This window comes from Stieleria magnilauensis, assembly GCA_007753675.1.
In the GTDB taxonomy this organism is placed as follows: Bacteria; Planctomycetota; Planctomycetia; order Pirellulales; family Pirellulaceae; genus Stieleria; species Stieleria magnilauensis.
Window position 1 is genome coordinate 1,278,547 of record CP036432.1, and the last position, 22,976, is coordinate 1,301,522.

Below are 22,976 nucleotides of genomic sequence, written 5' to 3' on the forward strand. Positions count from 1 at the left end.
CCTCCGCATCCCACCTTCACGCTTCACTGATTCACACGCAATGAAGAAACCCGCCCCTTTCAGTCTGATCGTCGCCGAGTCGCTATGAAAGCAGAGACACTCACACGACGCAGACCCATCGTTGCTCGGTCTTGGTGGCCGTTTGTATTCGCGATTGCAATTGTCATCCCCGGCGTCGCACGAACCGAGGAACAAACGCCCGAGACGTCAGACGCGGATTCGATCGCCGCACCGATGGTCAGCGGTTTTGATCGATTCGCGCGGTATGATGAACTCTCCCCGACGCTGGCCGGGTCGCTGATGATCAGCGAATTGAGCTGTGTCAGCTGCCACGCTTCGGACGATCCTTGGCTGCAACCCAAACGCGGTCCGCGGCTGACCGGTGCCGGTAATCGGCTGCAACCCCAGTGGCTGAAACAGTATCTGGCCGATCCCGCGGCGATGAAACCTGAAACGACGATGCCCCACGTGTTGTCGCAGCTTCCGGAATCGGAACGCGGCGAAGCGATCGACGCGCTGGTGGCATTCTTGGGTTCCCAACAACAACCGTTTGCCGTGATCAAAGCCGGTGGTGCCTTGCCGGTGGTCCACGAGTTTTGGAAACGGGGCGACGCCGATCGCGGCAATAAACTGTATCACACGGTCGGTTGTGTGGCTTGCCATGACCCCGACCCGAATTACGAAACGGTCGAATCGAAACCGTCGGCGATCGACGAGCTGATCGAACAACTCGATCCCGAAGAAATCGCCGACCTGGGCTTGGCCAGCGAGGCACGGCGAGTGGATTCGGTGCCGCACGGTAATCTGGTCAGTAAGTACTCGCAGCGCTCGTTGACGATGATGCTGCTGGACCCGACCAAGACGCGCCCCAGTGCGCGGATGCCCTCGTTGCGACTCTCACCGCTCGAAGCCGCGGACATCGCCGCCCATCTGCTTCGGGACCAAACGGCGAAACAGATCGACATGCAGCCCAACAGTGCGCCGCAAACGATGGTGGAAAAAGGACGGGGGCTGTTCGTCGCCCTGCGCTGTGCGTCGTGCCATGATGCATCTGACGCATTGACTGGAGAATCGTCCGGTGCGTTGACCGTTGCGGCGGCAAAGCCCCTGTCGCAGCTGAATGCCGACGCCGGATCAAGTTGCATCGAGAACCCCGACGGCGAGATACCCCGATATGCGTTGGACAACGAACAACGCCGTGCAATCCTCGCGCGTCTGACTGACGGAGGATCGGAAAATCGCACCGCCGCCGATGAGGTGGATTTCCGGATGCTGCAACTGAATTGTTATGGCTGTCATCGTCGCGACGAACGGGGTGGAGTCGGACGGTTTCGCAAGGCCTACTTCGAAACCGTCGGCCACGTGGACTTGGGTGACGAAGGTCGGTTGCCGCCGACGCTGGGCGGAGTGGGCCGGAAATTGCTTCCCAAAGCGCTGGCGGCCGTCTTCCATCCCAAGACAGGCCCCCACCGTCCCTTCATGGCCGCCCGCATGCCGTCTTACTCCGCGGACACGGTTGATCCGCTGGTCCGTGGATTTCAAGAGGCCGATCGAGTGGACCAATCTGACGCGGTTGACATTCTGCCGCCGCAAAAGGAGATGGCTGATGCTGGACGCGACCTGGTCAACACGGGCTGTGTCGGTTGCCATGCTTTCCGCGGCGAGAGTTTGCCCGGTGTCGTCGGGATCGATTTGGCGGGGACCACCAACCGCATCGATTCAAAGTGGTTCTATGAATTTGTGCTCAATCCCAGCGCGGTCAAAAAGCGGACACGTATGCCCACGTTTTTCCCAGACGGAAAGAGCAATCGGCCGGAGTTGCTCGACGGCAATGTGCGGCACCAGATCTCTGCGATCTGGGCCTATTTGAAAAACATGGATAGGGAACCACTGCCGGAAAAGATTGAGACGGTGCGTTCGGCTAACTACGAACTCGCACCCAGCGGCAAACCGATCGTGCTGCGGACGTTCATGGAACAAGCGGGAACGCACGCCATCGCGGTCGGTTTTCCGCAAGGCGTCCATTTTGCATTCGATGCCGAGCAGATGCGGTTGGCAATCGGATGGAAGCAGCGTTTCCTGGACGCCCGTGGCACTTGGTTCGAACGTTTCACCCCGCCGGCGGATCCGTTGGGCGACGCCCAGATCGCAATGCCGGCCGGTCCCGTGGTGATCGCTGATGAAAACGGCGGTGAACACGAGGGTGAAAATGCCGGCTACCGATTCCGCGGCTATCGGCTGGATGCTGCCGGCGTACCGACGTTTTTGTACGACATCGCTGGCTGGTCGATCGAAGACCGCATCGAGGCAACGGAGTCCGGAACGCTCAAGCGTTCAGTGACAGCCAGACGCGCACCGTCAGTTCGCGGCGATACCTCAGACCAGAAACTACACCTGCTCGCTCATGCGGCCGAGCGACTGAAACCGCAAGGCGAGTTCGCCGTTTCCGATCAACAAGGTTTGACCGTCACCCTGACGGAGGCTCTGGCGCGAACGGGTTCGTTGCGTCGGTCCGGTGACAGCGACCAGTGGCTGATCCCCTTGGACTCGCAAAACAGGAACACCGCCATTTTGGAGTATCGTTGGTGATTCGAATTTTGATCTTGGCGTTGACGACGCTCACGTTTCCGCTGTCGATGGCGCGGGGCGGTGAAGAAGAATATTATCGGCTGATAGATGTATCGGTTGCCAAAGCGGCGACGGACTCGCGATCCAAGAACTGGAAACCCGCGCCCGATGGGTTGGCATTGGAAGTCGGTGGGCTGGCGCTCCTGGATGATTCGCGGCTGGCCGTGGCGATTCGAAAAGGCGAGGTTTGGATCTTAGACGGTGTCTATGACGACCCGCCCAACAACGTGTCGTTCAAACGATTCGCCACCGCGCTGCACGAACCACTCGGGCTGCTCTATCACAAGGGCGACTTGTACACGGCCCAGCGAAGCGAGTTGACGCGGCTTCGCGACGTCGATGGAGACGACGTGGCGGATGAGTATCTGACCGCCGCAAAAGGTTGGGGTGTGACCGGACACTATCACGAATATGCCTACGGCCCCAAAATGGACGGCGATGGCAATTTGTGGATCACACTGAACATCGGTTTGGGACTCAAAGACGATCAGCTCAAACGCATCGTGCCCAACGCCGCACTGGGGTATCGACAAGGCCGGTGGCGCGGCTGGGGCATGAAGCTGACCCCGGCTGGTGAGTTGGTGCCGGTTTGTGCCGGGATGCGATCACCATCCGGATTGGGGGCCAATGCCGCGGGCGACATGTTCTATACCGATCAGCAAGGCAATTGGGTGGCCACCAATTCGCTGCACCACATGCGTCCGGGCGCCTTTTTTCATCACGCCGAAGCGCTCGCGTCGATGAACGAGCCGGGATCGACGATCGACGGCGTCGAGAAGGTGCCCAGTGGTCTGCCGCTGCCAAAGGCGTTGCAGCAATTCAAACAACTTCGTCCGCCCGCGGTTTGGTTCCCCTACAAAAAAATGGGGCAGTCGGCGACCGACATCATGCTGGACCAAAGCGGTGGAAAATTCGGGCCGTTTGCCGGTCAACTATTTGTCGGCGAATTCACGCAGGCGGGCATCAACCGTGTGTTCCTGGAAAAGGTCGATGGCGAGTACCAGGGCGCTTGTTTTCCCTTTCGGCTCGGGTTCGCGTCCGCGGTCCTGCGGATGATCCAAGGGAGTGATGGCAGCGTGTTTGTGGGGTTGACCAATCGAGGATGGAGCAGCTTGGGACGCGCCAGTTACGGATTGCAGCGTCTGGTCTGGACGGGAAAGACGCCGTTTGAAATCAAGGAGATGCGCGCCCAACCGGATGGATTCGAACTCACCTTCACCCAACCGGTCGATCCGGAGTCGGCCGGCGACGTCGATTCCTATCGCATGCTCAGTTACACCTACCTGTACCACGCAACTTATGGCAGTGACGAGATTCAAACCAAAACACCGAGCATTGTAGCGGCCGAGGTTTCGGAAGATCGCAAACGTGTACGTCTAAGTGTCGACGGGTTGCGTCCCCACTTCGTTCACGAGCTGAACGCCGACGGCGTCCGCAACGAATCGGGGCAACCGCTGCTGCATCCCGAAGCGTACTACACGTTGAATCGAATCCCGGCGAGAGAGTGAAATCGCCGGCGCTCGTCTTCACTAACGAACGAAGTTTAGATCATCGTAGCGGAACGGCGCGAGCCGTCCGGTGCCGCCGCAGAGCGTCGCGGCAGACCGGAGGGCTTGCGCCCTGCCGCTATCAATGGAACGAAACGCATCGTAGCGGAACGGCGCGAGCCGTCCGGTGCCGCCGCAGAGCGTCGCGGCAGACCGGAGGGCTTGCACCCTGCCGCTAACAACCAGGCGAAGCGCATCGTAGCGGAACGGCGCGAGCCGTCCGGTGATGCCGCTGGGCGTCGCGGCAGACCGGAGGGCTTGCGCCCTGCCGCTAACAACCGGGCGAAGCGCATCGTAGCGGAACGGCGCGAGCCGTCCGGTGATGCTGTCTATCGCTCGTCGGGGCTCATCTCTTCTTTTTCGGCATGTTTGCCGGACCATCGTCGACTGCCGATCGCGAGCAGGCTGGCGATGATGGCGGCGCCGGGGTAAGCGATTCCGGAAATGCGAATCGGATGCGTGTCAACGTTCGTCTGGACACGAGGTGGTTGCTCGCTGGCGATGGAGTCGGCGAATTCACTCGCGATGACGGCCAGGATGGCGCCACGGATCTCGCTTGCCGGGTCGGGACTGAGATGCGTCTCCACGCCCGCGATCAAGCCGACGCTGCGATGCATGCCGACGGTCGCGTCCAAGACGACGTCGACCACCGACGCGTGGATGTCGAGCATCACCGACGGCAGATCATGTTCAAAAACGATGCCTTCGATCAATCCGGTTGACTCGCCAAACCACTCATCCATCGCGTGATCGTAGACCGACCGTTCCTGATTCGGACGATCATCATTTCCTCCCTCAGCGACTTCACGAAGTCGTTCCAAGGCATCACCGCCAAGTTCCCATCGCTCGTCGTCGGTTGAGTCATCGGCATGGTCATTCGATGCCTGGAAATGATGATGCCACAACGGAAGGGTTTCCACGGTGACGGTGAGATCTGATTCGCGATCGACCGCAATCGGCTCCACCACTTCCTCCACCAACGACTCGCCAAAAATGGCTTCTCTCGCCGCCGTGGTTTCCGAGATCTGATTGACGGGGACGGTGTCGCTCGCGATTGCTTGAGCTTGCTCACGGTCTCTGGAAACCGGTTTGACGACTTCGTTTTGGGTTGCGACGCCGGTCGATGACGGTGCGGAAACCGGCGTTTCGGTCGAAGTCGCGATCGGCGTCTCCGTCCCGGTCGCGTCGAGCACGCCGCCATGGTGCGACGTGGTGCTGCCGCCCCTGTCGCTGTTGGTTGAACCCGATTGAGTTGAACCCGATTGAGACGACGAGGGGACAACGATCAGGCTAATGGTCGTCGACGGCGTGGATCCCCGCGGCTGGAGAAACGCCTGACGCTGTGCCTGGGCCAAACCCTGCGCGTCAGGAAACGGTCCACGGATCGATGGGCCGCTTTCACGGATCGAGGCATGTCGATCGCCCATCAGTCGATTCGATTGCGTGCGTTGCGAATGACTGTCGTGATGCGACGCTCCGGCAACGATTGCGGCTCGATCGCCAGCGCCGCCGCGATCGCCACCATCGCCGCGATCAAACACCGTGGCCTCGCGGGGTGTGACCTGGAACAGGATTCCAGCCGCCAGCATGCAACGAGATTCCAATCGTTCCAACAACAGTGCGCGGGACTCTTCTGGATTGCTCATGATGCTGCCCTCCCAAGGTCCACGGTCGCTACGGCGACCGTTCGGTAGTTGCGTTGATGTTTTTTCAGGTAGTCTTGGAAACGCGCCACTTCGGGGGCCAACCGGACCGCGGTGGATTGCCGCTCGATGGCTTCGTGATAGGCTTGGGCGGCGGCCTTGCGATCACCGAGCTGTTGGTGCAGAAAACCGAGGTTGTTCAACACACCACCGAGCATGCTTTGCGTCTCGGCATCATCGCGAAACCGTTCCGCGAGCGGACGTCCGAGGGAGAGTGCCTGGTCAAAGGCGGCGAGTGCGGCGGTCCGTTGATCGGATTTGGACAGCGCCAGACCTAGGTGGTTGTAGCTGAGCACCAAGTCGCGACGATACGTTGCTTGTTCGGGCCATCGGGTGAGCAATTCGTTGCCGATTTCGATGGCTCGATTGAACGTGTCGATCGCCGCGGCGTTTCGCTGTGCTGCCGATTGAGCCGCCCCGAGCGTGTTGAGCGTGACAATCGTCTGCGTCGCCAGTTTCGCGTTTCCACGATCGGCCTGGAGGGCATCGAGCTGTCCCGCGAGTGCTTCCCGCGCGTACACCACCGCACGCTCCGGTGACGTCGTGGTCAGCAAGCCGCTGAGATTGGTTCGGACCGTGGCGAGCTGTTGTTGACTCTCCGAGCTTGTCGGCTGACCGTTCTCTGTAAGAAGACGGATCGCTTCCAGATAGGTTTCTTCGGCTTTTTCTTTGGCTTCGGTTTGGTTCAGCAGCAAGCCCAAGTTGTTCAGACTGGTCGCCAAGGCCAGCCTGGCGGTTTGATATTGCTCGCTGGCCGCTCGCCGCACAATGCGTTTTTGTGTCACGATGGCGCGGGCGAAGAATCGCGCGGCGTCTTCGAGCTTGCCGCCGCGGACATATGCCTGGGCCAGGTTGTTTTGACTGGTTGACCAGTCGAGCAAGGTCGCATCGCTCGCCGTCGGCTGGGCGGCAAGCTGGGCGTAAAGCGATTCGCTGCGGGCGAGGGACTCGATCGCCTTGTCGTTTTCGCCGAGTTCGGACTGCAAGGAACCCGTCTTTCCCAGCGTCACCGCCAGGTCTTCGCGCAGTTGCGGATCATCTTGGGCTTCCGCGGCAAATCGCTGGTAGTAATCCAACGTAACAACTAAGAACTGACGTCTGACGGAGTCCGCGGCGGGGATATCGGAGAGCTGTTCGGCCACCTGTGCACCGAGTCGGTCGAGGACATCACGGGCGAGCGCCTCGCCACGCGTGGCGCGCAGGGCGCTGTCATCGGAGGCCTGTTTGGCGGCAGCCAGCTTCGCCGTCGCGATCGCTGATCCCAGGAAACCCAGCATGACGACCAATGCCCCGGTCATCACCACGTTGCGATGTTTGGCGGCCAGACGAGCAATGTGGTCGGCGATCGAGGGAGGCCGCGCGACGGTGGGGCGGCCCTCTAAAACGCGACTCAAGTCGCTGGCAAAGTCTTCGGCCGTGTCGTAACGATCTTCGCGACGTTTCGACATCGCTTTGGCGATCACGGTTTCCAAATCGCGCGGCAGATCCGGTCGCAGACTGCGCAGCGGTGTGACGCTGTCTTGGTCGATCTGTCGCAGAATCGTCGGGGCATCGTCGGCATCGTGAGCCGGACGCAGGGTCAGCATCTCGTACAGGGTCGCCGCGAGCGAGTAAATGTCGGCCCGCCCGTCGATCAACGCCGACTCGCCGCGCGCCTGTTCGGGACTCATGTAACGCATCGTGCCGATGACATCGCCCGATCGCGTCAGCGTCACGTCGGATTGGCAGCGGGCGAGTCCGAAATCAGTGATCCAGATTTTCCCAGATTTGTCCAGCATCAGGTTGGACGGTTTGACGTCGCGATGGACCACCCCGTTCTCATGCGCGACGTGCAATGCCCCCGCGATGTCGATCGCCCAGCGTATGGTTTGCGACGTGCGGGCTTCGATCCGATGCGTTGCTTCATGGCGGGCCGATGTCACTTTCACGTCGATCGACTCTCCGTCGATGTACTGCATCGCATAATAATGAACGCCCCGCTCGCTGCCGACGCTGTAGATCGGCACGATATTGGGATGCTGAAGCAAGCCTGCCGCGTGGGCTTCATTTTTGAATCGAGCGATTTGCCGAGCGTCGAGTAATGATGCGAGCGGCAACAGTTTGATCGCGACCCGGCGGTCAAGCGATTTTTGACTGGCTTCGTAAACGATCCCCATTCCGCCGCGTCCGATTTCACGTTGGATCGTGAAATCTCCCAGCGTCATTTTGCGATGCTGCTCAGGCGAATCGGTGCGACTCGGATCTTGGAAACCGGGGGACACGCCATACAACGCGTCGAGCTTTTCCAAGTACGCGGCAAAGACGTCGGCGAGATCTGGGTTCGCCTGGTTGACTTGACTGACATCCATGCGTTCGCCGTTTTCGAGCGCGAGCAAGTATTGATCGAGCAGCTCGGTCAAACGCGTCTGCTGATCTTCGGTTAACCCTTGTAGCATCGAGGGCTGCGAACCCGTGGCGTCGATGTCGGATTGATTCAGTGCCACCATCAATGCATCGCCCCGGTTGTTTTAAAACTTTCCAACGCCCGCAACCAAAGCATCCGAACGGCGCCGCACTTGCGATCCATCCGCTGGGCAATCTCGTCGAACGAGAGACCTTGCAAGACGCGGAGCACAATGACCTCGCGATAATGAGGTTTCAGCTTGCTGAGTTGGTCGGCCAGGATCACCGCGCTTTCGCGGGCCTGCAGCGGAGAACTGGGCGAAGGACCGCCGGCGGGTAACATCCCGGCCAGGTTACACGCAGAGTTTTCCAACTGATTGTTGACCACTTCCAACGACACTTCGCGGCGGATGTCACGCTTTTCGACTTTGATGTGACGTTTGAAACTGCGATGAAGCGTGTGGATCAAGATCGTCCGCAACCAGCACAACAATTCGCCTTGGCTGGTCCCCCGAAAATCGGCAAAGTCCTGATGGGCTGCCAACATCGCTTCTTGAACGATGTCAGAAGGATTCAATCGACGACGCAATCGGCGGTCCAGTTGGGTGCTGGCCAGGATGGTCAAATAGTTGGCATACCATTGCAGCAGCTGGCCGAGTGCATCACGGTCACCATTGCGGGCACTGGCGAGCAATTCGGGAAAACCGGCCTCGTCGCCCGGGTCTGCGGGGGGAGCGGAATCAACCGAATAGATTGGGCTGGGGGAGTCGGTGGTGACCATGTTGCGGACTTCAGCAGGAGAGAAGAAAGAGGGGCGGAAAAGCAGCCGAGCGGGGAGAGGATTTCACCGTTTTGCTGCCCGCTGTTAAGTCAGTTGCGACGAGAGACGTGAATCCGCCGCGCTTTTGAACATTTTTTTCAAAAGATTGTTCTCCGTCACTTTGCTCACCGAAACGATCGACGGGCTCGGAATTGACCGCCGCGGGTTCGCCCCAGCGAAGCAAAAAACGCATCCGATGGCACGTGATGGCGATGTCGTGGACGCGTCATCTCGCCCGATTCACTTGCCAGATCGCGGAATGCCTGCAGCTCTTCAAACGACACGCCGCCGTCGTCGTCGACGTCTGCGGCCGAAATCTTCCGCCACCGCCGCTCGCCGAGTTCGGTCTCGGTCAGCAGCCCGTTTCCATCGCTGTCTTTTTCGTTGAACGCTTCCAATTGGAACGCCAGCAATGCCGAATCGATTTCGTCCAGGGTGATGAGCCCATCGCCGTTGCGATCGGCATTCAGCGTCGTCAGTTTGTTCCAAAGCCGCTCGGACACTTCCGCTTCCGAAAGCGCGCCGTCTTCGTCGGCATCAAAACGGGCGACGAAGACTTCGGTTTCTGCTCCGAACAGGCTTGCAGGGAAACGCCGGACGAGATGATGACCGTGATCGGTTTCGTCTGTGTCGTCCGCGCCGTCATCGGTCTGGTCCACCAGGCCCCCGTCGTCGATTGGGTCGGTGCTTTCGTCTGCGTCATCGCTGGCGTCCACCTCATCCATTTCCTCGACCTCGCTGCTGTCATCCAGTTCGTTGTCCATTTCCTGTTCGTCACCCTCCTCCAGTTCGCCGCTTTCCTCCAGCGTTTCGGTGTCCTCCGATTCGGCGTCGGCGGTGATCGAATCGAGGGTTTCCGAATTGCCGTTGTGGAGCGCGTTGATGACCGTCAAAGCATCGAGAGCCGTGATCGCATTGTCGCCGTTGACATCACACAAGCCGACGGTTTCAACTTCCGACACGTCCGTCAGTCCGCTGGACGTCGCCCGATCGAGTTGGTTGATGACCATCAACGCATCCAACGGTGTTGTCGTGTTGTCTCCATTGACGTCGGTCGGATTGGTGTAGTTAAAGTCCACTTGCTCGGCATCCAGTCGACCACCGAACGGATGCCAGCGTCCGCCGCGTCGCCATCGACTCGGCGGGAACGGGTAGTCGTCGCTGTCCCCGCTGTCGGTGTCAACGTTGCCGGTCGGGGTTTCGTCCATCGGTTCATCGGTCGTCGATTCATTGCTTGTGTCGATGTCAACATCGGACGTGTCAACGACGTCGGTCGTGTCGGTGCTGGCGGCGTACAGTTCTTGGATCGCGGCAACATCGACACTGCTCAGGCTGGTGAACGATTGACTGGGCGAAACAAACGGGGCCAACACGCTGGCGGCCGAATCGGTGTGATCGAGTCCCAGAGAGTGACCGATTTCGTGAACGGCGACCCAAACCAGATCAAAGGCGTTGTTCCCCAGTGCGTTTCCCACCTCCCAAACTTCAGACACGTCAAATTGAATGTCGCCGGCAATTCGGGCCGGATTCACGTCGTCGGGAAAGTACGCTTGGGCCAAGGTGCCTGCCGTGCCATCGATGTTGACAAAGGAAATGTCGATGGAATCTCGCAAACCGAGTTGGTCGGTGGGTGTGAAGGTGATGTCCGCAACACTGGACCAGACGTCGAGTGCCGCTTCGATGGCCGCCGTGGTTTCGGCTGGCGAGAGTGAACTTGGTGATCCGTTGATGGTGTAAGTCAGTTCGGCGCTTCCCAATCCGACACCGTCCCAACCAAAACTGGCTGCCAGGACACGTCGCGTTTCGAGGGGCTGGATGGACAGACGACGCTTTCTTTTTTTGGGGTGTTTCATGAGCGGTTTTGAAAAGTCGATTCGTAGCGGCGGTCGGAAGTCGTGATGAATGGGAAAGCTCATCAGCGGCTGCGTGCCGACACGATCGTTCCCGATAGACAGGGGACTTTTTCGACCGGCGATGTCACAATCGACGCCAAAACTCTGGGTGGCGTGTTGATTTCGCCGCGAGTTCCACTTGCGGACAAGTGCTCCAGTCACACGCATCACTCTTCGAAATCGTTTTCGGGATCGTACAGGGGCATGTGGCGGTAGTAGACTTCCAGGCAGTACACGGAAAAACAGGTCGTATACAGACGACCGGCATGGCGTCCCCAGGCGTCATTTTGAGGCGACCAACTGCCTCGTTCGCGGCCATGCAACACTTGCCGCGCCGGCAGATCGACTTTCAGTTTGTCGTTCCATTCCGTCCAATGCCGCCCACCGTAGTGATGCAGGGCTTGGGTCGCGTAGTACCAGTAGTAGACATCCGGCTGGCGAAAACTGATCGGATGGTTGATTGCCAACGTTCCCAATCCTTGTGCCATCCCGGGCATGTTGCGATGCCATCCCAAGTATTGTCGACAAAGGAGTCCTTCGGCGGTCATTGACGGCGAGGCCACGTCGCCGACGGTGTAGGCGTAACCGACGGCGTAGTAGTCATTTTCACGTCCGGCACGCACCGAATCGAGGTACCGCTGGACGTTGGGCCAAATGGAATCGTCGACCTCCAACCCCCCGGCCTCGCCGCTTTTCAGCCCCATGACAAACCAACCGGTCACCGAAGTATCGCTGTCGATCCGTGGTTGGTAGCGCCAACCGCCTTGAGGCGACTGGGCGCGGACCGCGAAGTCACAGGAGCGTTGGGCATAGGGACGAATCCATGAATCGCCGGTCATCGCGTACAGTTCGCACAACGCGATCATCGCTTGCGCTTGCGCGTACATTTTTTCATGCGGCGCCGACTGGACCGCCATGAAGCCTTGACGGTCTTGCTGCTTGACCAACCAACGCACCGCCCGCGCCAACTCCTTCCGATACGGTCCGCTGTGATGCGTGCTGCCGGACCCCATGAATGCGATCATCGCCATTGCGGTGGCGCTCACCTTGTTCTCTGATCGGGCGCCATCGCTGTACGGACCAAGAAGACTCCAGCTTCCGTCACCGAGTTGTTGTCGTTTCAGCCACTGCAATCCCAGCTTCACCGCGTCTTCGGTCGCCTGCGTCCCCCCGGATCGTTTTAGAAGCTCTTGTTTCATTGCCCCGCTGCGCCCGCCAAACATGTTCTTGGGAGACGGTGGCAATTTGACGACCGATGCCTCGACCAACCCTTCGCCTCGTTCCAAGACCGGTTCCAGAGAAACCAGTTCAACGGACGCGTCAAAATCGAGCGGATCGATGTCTAGTTCTGATTCGTTTGGCGTTTCCGTCGGCAGATCCTCCCATTGAATCGGTTCGATCGAGAACTCAGCGAATTCCGGCGTCTCCGCAGACTCTCCCTGGGTGATCGTCAGCACCATGTCGCCAATTTGCCCCGAAGAAGTGCTGATCAACGCCAGCAACAACAACAACAGCAGGTGGACGAACAAGCTAAACAGCCAAGCCGGCATTTCTTCCAGTTGGCGTTTGAGGGTTCGATAATGAAAACGACCCTCCAATTGCTCCAGGTCCTCGTCCGTCGGCGCCGCGTCGTGGATCGTCGGAGCCACCGGCTTGGTGACGTGGGGCTTGTCGCGCCGCCAACGATCACGCAAGGACGGAGTCCGAGGCCGCGCCACCGGCGGCATGATGACGGCGGGGGGCAGGTTGGGCGTGCCGAAAGTCGATTGAGAGGAGGCGTGCATGGGAGGGAAACGAAGAAGAGAGTTGGGGTGGAAAAGCCGCGTCAAAACCAAGGATCGGGAAAGGCTTCCTGTCCGCCTATCTTTCAGCCGGTCAACGCGGCGTCGACGGACCGAAAGCCTCTCCCACCCAAGTGACGCTTGCTAGTTCGTGACCAACGAAACCAGCGAGTACCGGTCGGCCGTGTCACCGCCAGTTTCGTTCTCACGTTTCTCCACAAGCCTTGCGATCCGTTCGGCGCGTGCAGCCCGCTTGGCCTCCGCCCGCGCCAGCCGCATCGGTCGGACACGCTCTTCATATGCGATTCGAGCCGCGCGTTGGCGTTGGGCGTTTTGATAACCCATCGCGTAGATTTGGTTTTGAACCTGTGCCGAGTATTGTTGAGCCATCAGTCCCAACGATTGTGGATAATTCGACGCCAGGACGTTGGACGAGTACGGAAGGCTGGTGTTCAACTGAGTCGCGCTGCCGGTCGGCATTCCACCGCCCCTGCCTCCCCCGCCGCTGCATTGGGCGACGACTTGGTCGGACGAACACATCGCCACTGATACCAACCCCGCGACCAAGATTCCCATTGTTTGTTTGCCAATCACGACTACACCTCCGCGTGCACTGAATTGAGAAAAGAGTGGAGCCGCTGTCCGGCTCACTGATTCAGTAGGGAATGTGAGTCGAGATTCGTCACAGAGAATTTTGCTTGAGGCGTTCTGATTGAGGTTAACTTGGTGGTGCTGGTTTTTGGCGGATGAGTGATACGCCGCCTAAAGGCGGCGTGTGGGAGCGCCTAAAGGCTGGACACCAACGGTTGCCGGATTGCGCGTCACGAAACACCAACGAGCCCGTCAATTGAACGCGCGGGGCAAAGGGGCGCGACAGCAGTCTACTCTTCGATCGGCGGGCGTTCTTGCCCACGTCCTTCGGGTCCACGTCCTCCCGGACCGCGTCCTTCTGGTCCATGCCCTCCCGGACCACGCCCTTCGGGACCACGTGCGTCAGGTCCACGTCCTTCGGGACCACGTGCGTCAGGTCCACGTCCTTCGGGTCCACGTCCTTCAGGTCCACGTCCTTCGGGTCCACGTCCTTCGGGTCCACGTCCTTCGGGTCCACGTCCTTCGGGTCCACGTCCTTCGGGACCGCGTCCTTCGGGGCCGCGTCCTTCAGGTCTACGTCCTTCGGGACCACGTGCGTCAGGTCCACGTCCATCGGGTCCACGTCCTTCGGGGCCGCGTCCTTCGGGGCCGCGTCCTTCGGGGCCGCGTCCTTCGGGGCCGCGTCCTTCGGGGCCGCGTCCTTCGGGGCCGCGTCCTTCGGGACCACGTCCTTCGGGACCACGTGCGTCAGGTCCACGTCCTTCAGGGCCGCGTCCTTCAGGGCCGCGTCCTTCGGGTCCACGCCCTTCGGGTTCACGTCCTTCAGGGCCACGCGTGTCGCGGCCGCGTCCGTCGGGTCGAGGACCGTCGGGTCCGCGTGCATCCGGTCCACGCCCTTCGGGACCTCGTGCGCCGGCGTCAGGTCCGGCGGGGCCGCCGCTGCGCCGTCGAGCATCGGGGGCTCGCCGCAGTCGCTGGCGTTGATCGGCCGTCAAAATCTCTGCCAACCGGCGATCCACTTTCGCTTGCAACTTCGCGATCGCTTCGCGTTGGACCTCCGATAAATCGAGTTGCGAGTGAAGCATCATTGGCAGGATCTGCCCGACCGGCGGTGCCCCGTGCCGTTCCGGGCCCCCATGCGTGTCGGCTCGGTGAGGCGGTTGATGCTGGGGACCGTCCCCTCGATGATCTCGTGAGGGAACGCGACGGTCCGAGTCAGCGGGCGGCTGAGCGGGTGGCTGGGCGAGCGCGGAACCGGCGAGCAGGACTGCGGAGCCGGCGAAGAGTGTAGCAAGACGGGTTTTCATAAACGTTTCCGGTGTGAAAGGGGAGCGGGCGGCGAAGGCGTGTCCCGAGGAATTGAATACGCGTTCGCTCAACTGCAATGATCGGTCAACCTCATGTGCTTGACCGGACCCCATGTGCCCGGTCGCTTAGAACACCAGTTGCGAGACCTCGGACGAAACCGTCGCCAAAAACAAATTTATTTTAGCCTTGACCGGTCAGTTCCGCGTTTTGCTCCTCTTTCAAGAGTGGGTAAGCATCATGCCTGCCGTCTTAAATCGCAGGGCAGTCGAGCAATTTCACTGGGCTAATTCACTGGGCTAACAAACAAAACAAGACCCACCGATGGCAGCGCGAACCCACGGATGACAGGGTGCAGAAAATCCGTGGGTTCGCGCTGCCATCCGTGGGCCAAGTAATCGTTTCATCGTTCCGCGGCACCCTGAATCTAAAAGCTGACGGAGCGCTACTGCCGGAAGGGTTTTCCAACCAACATGTTCCACGTTTGACGTTGTGTCGGGGTCAAGATCTTCAAAATCTCGTTGACGGTGTTTTCGGTTGCCGCCTGGTGGGCCGGATCGCGTGGGGGACCGCCACCGAAGTCATGCATCGGTGGCCCTTTGCCGCGGCCGAATCGGTCACCGCGCCGATCCTCCGGCGGTTGACCCTTGTTGAATCGGTTCGGCGGTCCAAAATCGAATCCGCCCGGCGGCGGGCCGCGGCGACCGTCCTCCCGACGGCGCGGCGGTTGACCATCACGCGGCGGTCCGTCCCTGCGGTCGGGGCGTGTCTGTTCGATGATCCGATTGATCTCCGAACGTTGCTGCCGCGTCAATTCCAGCGCCGCGACGATTTCCGATGTTTTAAAGGTGAACGGCAATCGCCGCTGTCGGGCGATCTGCCGCAACCGCGTCAGCTGTGCGTCGGACAATTGTTGCGAGACGAACGCATCGAATTCTTGAAACAGCAGCGTCATGTCTGCACTCTCGTTGCTCAATCCACCCGGATTCTGGTTCAGCAGCGAACGCCGCTCGGACTCCAACACCGCGATGGCGACTTCTAGATTGGCCGCCGTCGTTTGATCAATCGACAATTCTTCTTGCACGGCGGGGTCGGCCAGTTGCATCAGCGGAGAAACATTCTCAAGCACACGCAATTCCTGAACCATCGTTTCGACGCGTGATGAGGTGGCTGCCAGTTCACTTTTCAGTGCCGGATCGTCCGATCGCAAGTCGAGGAAATCGCGGTAGAATTCGAGCGAGGTTTCCAAAAAGCTGCGTCGAAGGTCTTGCAGGTCTCCGCGGTAGGCGAGTTCGCTTTCGCTGAGATCGCTGAACGTGTCGACGGCCGATCGCGCTTGTTGGAAACTCTGTTCGGCCAGTCGGCGTTGCTCGGTTTCCCGGTCGAGTGCTTGCTGCGTCGCGCGGTGTTCTCGCCAAACCATTAGCGTGGTGATCAACAGTGCCAGCGTGGCGATGACCAACATTCCGACCGCTGCGGCAACCAGTCCGCTGTTACGTCGACGCCATTTCGTCAATCGTTCCAGCATCGTCGGCGGCTTGGCCTTGATCGGCTTGTCGTCCAGCCAGCATTGCAAATCGTCTGCAAATTCCTGCATCGTCGCGTAGCGTTCGGCGGGCAACTTGGCGATCGATTTGCGAACAATGTTGTCCAGTTCGGGCGGGATGTCGGGGGCAATCGACGCCGGCGAGGGTGGTTCGACTTCGACGACCCGATTCAACAATTCGCGAAAGCCGTCCCCTTCGATCGCCGGCCGCAGCGTCAGCAATTCATAAAGCGTCACGCCCAACGAATAGACGTCGGTGCGGTGATCCAAGATCGTGCGTTGACCGGAAGCCTGTTCCGGTGACGCATACCGCAAGGTTCCCATCGGATCGCCGGTACGCGTCAGGTTGCTGGGGTCGGATTCAATCTGGGCCAGCCCAAAATCGGTCACCCAGACTTTGCCGGCGCTGTCGATCAGCAGGTTGCTGGGTTTGATGTCACGATGGATCACGCCGTACTGGTGGGCGTGCTGGATGGCGATCGCCGCTTCATAGGTCATCCGGACGGCCGATTCGAAGTATCGGCGGCGACCGGACTGGTTATCGCCGGACGCGAACGTCGCAGAGAGTTGTGGGATCGTCGAAGACCGAAGTGGTTGTGCGGTGTCCCGACTGCCACCGGGCTTGGCGTCACGCATTTCATGGATCACGTCGGCCAACGTGTGCCCTTCGATCAACTGCATGGCGTAATAGTGCAGCCCCCGATCGCTGCCGACTGCGTAGACCGGAACGATGTTCGTATGGTGCAGCGCCGCCGCGGCGTGGGCTTCGTTGCGAAAACGTTGCAGCCGAACTTCGTCCAAGCCGCTGGCAAACGGCAACACCTTCAGCGCCACGCGACGCCCGAGCGACAGTTGAATCGCATCGTAAACCACCCCCATGCCTCCGCGCCCGAGTTCACCGACGATCTGAAAGTCGCCGATCGGCTTGGCCGTGAACTCTGCGTCGGGCGAGACCACTCCGAGCGGTTTCGCCGGCGCGGGGCCGGCCCGATGCACCAGCGCCAATCCTTCCAGCGAGGGACGAAGCTCTGCGGCGATCTCGGCGTGCTCGGCCAAGTAGACGTCGATCGGCGGCGCTTTGTCTGCATCCAGCAAACGCATGTAGTCTTTCACCGCCGAAACCACGCGGTCGTCTTCGGTTTCATCCTTTGTTGTCACCGTCAAACGTCTCCCATTGTGGTCTTCAGTTTCGCGAGCCCCCGCACCCACAATTTTTCGACACTGTCGACACTGCGTCCCATCGACTTGGCCACCTCCGCAAACGGCAGCCCGTCGACGTGTCGCAGCACAATTACCTGTCGATAATCCTCCGGCAGCGATTCGAGTGCCTCGGCGAGTTGCAAAAACGCTTCGTTGCGGGCGAAGTGTTGACTCGGCGACGTGATCTCGGCGGCAATGCGTGACTGCAGAAACCCCGAGGCACTGGCCAAACTGGCGTTCAGATTTTGCTCCAACCGCGGATCTCGCTTCTGTGTCCCCAGAAACTTTCGGACATGCATTGCCAGCAGATTTGACAAGATGCCACGCAGCCAGCCGGCAAATTCTTCCGCCGACTCGCCCTGAAAGTCAGCGATGTTGCCGTGCGCGGCCAAGCAAACCTCTTGCGCGATGTCCGACGGGTCGGCTTTGCCTTGCAGGTGATGGTGCAGTCCGGTTCGCGCCAAAAACACCAGGTATTTTCGGTAGTGGTTGAGCAACTCACCGAGCGCGTCGCTGTCGCCGGCCTGTGCCGCTGCGATCAATCGGGTCGTGCGTTGCTGTGGTGCATCGAGCTTGATGCGGTCGTCGTTGGTCAAAGGTCCGCTCGGTCGATCATGGAAACGTTTCAAAAAGATCAGTTGCGGTCACAAGCCAAAACCGTCACCGAAAAGGACGATTTTAGCAAGATGACGACGTGTTCTTAGGACTCCGATGCATCGACCGGCGGATTGCGGTTAAAATGGTTCTGCCCCCCCTCGGCGACTTCGCTTGATTCCCCACCATACGCCGGCAGCGAGAAGAATAAGACGTGCGACAATCGTCCGGTAGGAAACCGATGCAGAAAATGCTTCTTCGAATCGCTCTGATCCTCCTTCCATCCGTCCAGACCCTGGCGTCGGAAGTGGATTTTGTGCGCGACGTGCAGCCGATTTTCCAGAAGCATTGTGTGTCCTGTCATGGCGCGGAGAACCAGAAGAGCGGGTTGCGGTTGGACATCAAGTCCGAAGCGTTCAAGGGCGGCGATGGCTGGGGACCGAGCCTGATCGCGGGGCAGGCGGACGAGAGCCCGGTGATCGAGTTGGTCACCAGCGAAGACGAAGATTCTCGGATGCCTCCGGAAGGCGAACCGCTTTCGGATACCGAGATCCAAACGCTGACGCGATGGGTCGACGAGGGTGCTTCCTGGCCGGACGGTGTCGATCTGGCGAAACTCGAAGACCGACTGGATCACTGGTCGTTTCATCCGATGACGTCGCCGCCGATCCCCGATGTCGAACACGTTCGTTGGCCGCGCGGCGCGATCGATCGATTTGTGCTGGCACGATTGGAACAACAGGGCCTGACGCCCGCCGTCGAGGCGGACGCGGTAACCTGGCTGCGCCGCGTCACGTTTGACTTGACCGGACTTCCCCCGACGCGGCAGGAAGTGGACGCGTTTTTGGAACAGGTCCGACGAGGTGATGCCGCCTACACAGCCGTCGTCGACCGCTTGCTCAAATCCCCCCGTTACGGCGAACGTTGGGCGCAACACTGGTTGGACGTCGTGCGTTATGCCGACACCCATGGATTCGAAGTCAACACCGAACGGCCCAATGCATGGCCCTATCGCGACTACGTCATTGCCGCGATGAATGCCGACACTCCTTACGATCGTTTCATCAAGGAACAAATCGTGGGCGATGCCTTGGGTGCCGACGCCGCAACGGGGTTCCTGATCACCGCGTCGGTCCTGTTGCCCGGCCAGATCGGCAAAGACGCTCCCTCGATTCGGCTGGCACGTCAGGATTCGCTCGATGAGATCGTCAATAACGTTTCACAGACCTTTCTCGGTCTGAGCGTCGGTTGTGCGCGATGCCACGATCACAAATTCGATCCCATCTCGGCGAAAGACTACTACAGCATGCAAGCGTTTGTCGCCGGTGTCGAGTACGCCGATCGCGAGATGCGTTCGCCCGAATCCGACGCACTGAAGCAACAAGCAATAAGCTTTCGCCAGCGCGTTTCCGAAATCGACGAACAACTGCTCCAGTTCGTCCCGCTGGCGCATCCACGCGTCGATCACGATCTGGAAGCGTACTCCACCAACGCAGCTGAAAACACGGAATCGTTCGAACCGCTGTCGGCCAAGTATGTTCGGTTTACGATTCATGACGCCAACCTGCACCCGAGTCTCGGGTTGATCGAACCGTGCGTGGACGAGTTTCAGATTTTCACCGACGGCGCTCAACCACAAAACGTTGCCCTCGCCTCGCATGGAACCAAGGTCACCGCGTCGGGCAGCAGAGCGTCGGCGAATCATCAACTCGAACACGTCAACGACGGTCAATTCGGGAACGCCAGGAGCTGGATGTCAGATCAGAAGGGCCGCGGCTGGTTGATGTTTGAACTTCCCGAGGCCACTCGAATCAACAAGATCGTCTGGAGCCGCGATCGCAGGGGGCAGTACACCGACCGGCTCGCCACCGCCTACACCTTGGAAGCCGGACCGTCGATCGAGGCCATGACGACGTTGAAGCACGTTCCGCCACAACGGGCCGCCGTCTCCCCGTCGATCAACGTGGATCGGTTCTCGCCGGTGCGAGCCAAGCGTTTGCGTTTTACCGTGCTGGCGACCAACAATCTTGAACCGTGCATCGACGAACTGGAAGTGTTCAATGTTGCCGGCGAAAACATTGCCTTGGCAACCGCCGGCACCAAACTCACGACCTCCGGCGATACGCTTGTCGCGGACCGTCACGAGCCAGGGTTCATCAACGACGGCCGCTATGGAAACTCACGCAGTTGGATGTCCGCTCAAACCGGTGCCGGCTGGGTGGAATTGGAGTTTGCCGAAGCACAGGAAATTGTGCGAGTCGCGTGGAGTCGCGATCGTTTGGGAGAGTTCCAAGACCGATTGGCGACAGAGTACCGCATTGAAACATCGGTCGATAAAGATTGGCAACTGGTGGCCGATTCCAGCGACCGTCGTGCCCCAGACGCCGACATGCCAAAAAACCGGCAGTTCTCCACGGTGGGTTTGAATGCCGAAGACGCGCAGCAGGCGACGCGTTTGATGAAAGAGAAACAAACGCTGGAAGCCAAGATTAAGTCTGCCGAACAAGGAAAACTGGCGTTCGCGGGCAAGTTCCGAAAACCCGACGCCATCCACCGACTCAATCGAGGCGATCCCGAACAACCGCGTGAGCCGGTGGTCCCCGCCGTGCTGACCGCTCTCGGAGAATTGACGTTGCCGGCGGAGACGGCTGAACAACAACGCCGCCGAGCATTGGCGGAGTGGATCGCCAGCCCCGAGAACCGTCTCACGGCACGTGTCATGGTCAATCGGATCTGGCAATGGCACTTTGGCACCGGGCTGGTCGACACGCCGAACGACTTTGGCCGCAACGGGGCTGAGCCATCGCACCCCCAGTTGTTGGATTGGTTGGCCCAGGAGTTCATTCGATCGGGTTGGTCGATCAAACACATGCATCGTCTGATCACCTTGTCGGCAACCTACCGCCAGTCCACGCAACATGACGCGTCGGCCGCGGCAAAGGATGCCGACGCGCGACTGTTATGGCGTTACCCGTTGCGACGACTGGAGGCGGAAGCGATCCGCGATAGCATGCTCGCCGCCAGCGGTCAGTTGAACCTGACGATGGGAGGCCGTGGATTCAACTTATTCAACAAACGCGGTGGGTTGTCCGGATTCACGCCCGTTGAATCCTTTACCGGTGATGGCCTGCGTCGAATGATCTATGCCCACAAGGTGCGACGTGAGCGTGACGCCATTTTCGGAGCCTTTGATTGTCCCGACGCGGGGCAAAGCACGGCGCGACGGATCGAATCCACGACGCCGGTCCAGGCACTCAATTTGCTCAACAGTCGCTTCACCATCGAACAAGCCGTTGCGTTTGCCGACCGATTGCAAACCGAAGCAGGCGATGATCTCCGTCGACAAATCCGACTCGCTTACCAGATCGGGTTCAACCGCGAACCGAATCCCGATGAATTGGCCGACGTGCTGCCGGTCGTCCGCGAGTATGGATTGCAGACGCTTTGCCGAGCGATGTTCAACAGCAATGAGTTTTTGTTTTTTCCGTAGTACTCTGGCCACGAGATGAAACCACTTTCCAACATCGGACGCCAATTCCTTAGCCGCCGCGGGTTCCTGACCAACGCCGCGACCGGCCTGGGATCGATCGCGCTGCTCGATCTCCTTTCCCAGGACCGTTTGCTGGCTGCTCAACCGGCGATCGATCCGGCGCGTCCCTTCGCGCCGCGTGAAAGTCATTTCCCGGGCAAAGCAAAGCGTGTGGTGGTGATTTTTTGTGCCGGAGCGGTCAGCCAGTTGGAAACCTGGGACTACAAACCGGAACTGATCAAGTTGGACGGTCAGCCGCTCAAGGATGGCCCGGCGGTGACGTTTCAGGGACCGGCCGGAAACCTGGCCCGACCGCAATACAAGTTTCGTCAACGCGGGGAAACGGGAAAGTGGGTCAGCGACATGATTCCGCACTTGGCGGAATTGACCGATGACATCGCCTTCATTCATTCGCTGACCAGCAACAGCAACACGCATGGGCCGGCGGAAAATTTTCTGTCCACCGGTACGCCGCTTGATGGTTTCCCCAGCCTCGGGTCTTGGGCCAGTTACGCTTTGGGCAGCGAAAACCAAGACTTGCCGGCCTACGTGGCCATCCCCGATCCCCGCGGTGTGCCGCAAAATGGATCCAACAATTGGGGACCGGGTTTTCTGCCGGCGGCCTTCCAAGGCACACCACTCAGCTCCAAAGAACCGATTCGTCATCTCCGTCCGCCGATCGTCTCCAGCGACGAAGACCACGCAACGCGGTCGTTGCTGCAGCGGATGAACGCACGGCATATGGATCAACATCCCGCCGACAACAAATTGGCAGCCCGGATCGCCAGCTACGAACTGGCCGCGCGGATGCAATTGAGCGTTCCCGAAATCACCGCGCTGGATTCCGAACCGGCCCACGTTCTGAAGAGCTATGGGGCGGACGACGAATCGAACCCGATTCGCGCCGCGTTCGCCCGCAACTGTATCCTCGCCAGGCGGTTGATCGAAAGCGGCGTTCGATTCGTCCAACTGTTCAATGGTGCTTATGCCAGCGGCGGGGAACTGAATTGGGACGGGCACAATAAACTGAAAGAACAATACGACAAACACGCTGCCATCCTCGACCAACCGACCGCCGCATTGATTAAAGACATGAAGTCCCGCGGTTTACTGGAAGACACGTTGGTGGTTTGGTGCACCGAATTCGGTCGCATGCCGTTTTTCCAGAAAGGCGCCAAAGGCCGCGATCACAACCCCGACGGTTTCACCTGCTGGATGACCGGTGCAGGTGTCAAACCGGGGGTCAGCCATGGGGTCACCGATGAACTGGGACAGAAAGCGGTCCAGGACGTTCATCCGCTGTACGACTTCAACGCCACGATCCTGCATCTGTTAGGGCTCGATCACGAGCGTTTGACGTTCGAACACAACGGCATTCAACGCCGCCTGACGAACGTCGAAGGCCACGTGATCCGAGAGATCTTGGCGTAGCCGATTCGACGTTTACGTTGATGATCG

14 protein-coding genes are annotated in these 22,976 nt (G+C 59.7%); 4 read left to right on the plus strand and 10 right to left on the minus strand.

Annotated elements, in window-relative coordinates; translation table 11 throughout:
- Positions 1-84: 84 nt before the first annotated feature.
- Together TBK1r_RS04660 and TBK1r_RS04665 are read left to right on the plus strand one after the other, a co-directional pair.
- Entirely contained in the window at positions 85-2,589 is a 2,505-nt protein-coding gene (locus TBK1r_RS04660) for a c-type cytochrome (RefSeq protein WP_145207747.1), read from the plus strand.
- A 47-nt stretch (positions 2,590-2,636) separates the two neighbouring features.
- Complete coding sequence (locus TBK1r_RS04665; protein WP_145222031.1) at positions 2,637-4,136, plus strand: hypothetical protein; 1,500 nt, start codon at positions 2,637-2,639, stop codon at positions 4,134-4,136.
- Positions 4,137-4,504: 368 nt separating this feature from the next.
- Here the strand turns inward: TBK1r_RS04665 and TBK1r_RS04670 are convergent, their stop codons facing one another.
- The 10 genes from TBK1r_RS04670 to TBK1r_RS38275 form a co-directional block, all read right to left on the minus strand.
- Positions 4,505-5,821, minus strand: a complete 1,317-nt coding sequence (locus TBK1r_RS04670) for a hypothetical protein (RefSeq protein ID WP_145207748.1) — start codon at positions 5,819-5,821, stop codon at positions 4,505-4,507.
- Positions 5,818-8,364, minus strand: coding sequence for a serine/threonine-protein kinase (locus TBK1r_RS04675; protein WP_145207749.1), 2,547 nt, complete (start codon positions 8,362-8,364; stop codon positions 5,818-5,820). The genes TBK1r_RS04670 and TBK1r_RS04675 overlap by 4 nt, the downstream gene beginning before the upstream one ends.
- On the minus strand, positions 8,364-9,041 hold the full coding sequence (locus TBK1r_RS04680) for a sigma-70 family RNA polymerase sigma factor (RefSeq protein ID WP_145207750.1): 678 nt from the start codon (positions 9,039-9,041) through the stop codon (positions 8,364-8,366). The genes TBK1r_RS04675 and TBK1r_RS04680 overlap by 1 nt, the downstream gene beginning before the upstream one ends.
- 164 nt (positions 9,042-9,205) lie before the next feature.
- Complete coding sequence (locus TBK1r_RS04685) at positions 9,206-10,933, minus strand: matrixin family metalloprotease (protein ID WP_145207751.1); 1,728 nt, start codon at positions 10,931-10,933, stop codon at positions 9,206-9,208.
- A 206-nt stretch (positions 10,934-11,139) separates the two neighbouring features.
- Entirely contained in the window at positions 11,140-12,756 is a 1,617-nt protein-coding gene (locus tag TBK1r_RS04690) for a prenyltransferase/squalene oxidase repeat-containing protein (protein WP_419580971.1), read from the minus strand.
- A gap of 141 nt (positions 12,757-12,897) precedes the next feature.
- Complete coding sequence (locus tag TBK1r_RS04695; protein ID WP_145207752.1) at positions 12,898-13,347, minus strand: hypothetical protein; 450 nt, start codon at positions 13,345-13,347, stop codon at positions 12,898-12,900.
- Between the two features lie 124 nt (positions 13,348-13,471).
- On the minus strand, positions 13,472-14,299 hold the full coding sequence (locus TBK1r_RS38270) for a hypothetical protein (protein ID WP_419580972.1): 828 nt from the start codon (positions 14,297-14,299) through the stop codon (positions 13,472-13,474).
- A 795-nt stretch (positions 14,300-15,094) separates the two neighbouring features.
- Complete coding sequence (locus tag TBK1r_RS04705; RefSeq protein ID WP_419580973.1) at positions 15,095-17,353, minus strand: serine/threonine protein kinase; 2,259 nt, start codon at positions 17,351-17,353, stop codon at positions 15,095-15,097.
- 2 nt (positions 17,354-17,355) lie between these two features.
- Positions 17,356-17,991, minus strand: a complete 636-nt coding sequence (locus TBK1r_RS04710; RefSeq protein ID WP_419580974.1) for a sigma-70 family RNA polymerase sigma factor — start codon at positions 17,989-17,991, stop codon at positions 17,356-17,358.
- 104 nt (positions 17,992-18,095) lie between these two features.
- Positions 18,096-18,338, minus strand: coding sequence for a hypothetical protein (locus TBK1r_RS38275; RefSeq protein WP_419580975.1), 243 nt, complete (start codon positions 18,336-18,338; stop codon positions 18,096-18,098).
- Between the two features lie 3 nt (positions 18,339-18,341).
- On the opposite strand from TBK1r_RS38275, the gene TBK1r_RS04715 reads away from it, so the two are divergent.
- Both TBK1r_RS04715 and TBK1r_RS04720 read left to right on the plus strand, forming a co-directional pair.
- Positions 18,342-21,479, plus strand: a complete 3,138-nt coding sequence (locus tag TBK1r_RS04715) for a DUF1553 domain-containing protein (protein ID WP_419580976.1) — start codon at positions 18,342-18,344, stop codon at positions 21,477-21,479.
- 15 nt (positions 21,480-21,494) lie between these two features.
- The gene (locus tag TBK1r_RS04720; RefSeq protein ID WP_145207754.1) at positions 21,495-22,949 is read left to right on the plus strand and encodes a DUF1501 domain-containing protein; all 1,455 of its coding nucleotides are present in this window, start codon (positions 21,495-21,497) and stop codon (positions 22,947-22,949) included.
- Positions 22,950-22,976 lie beyond the last annotated feature (27 nt).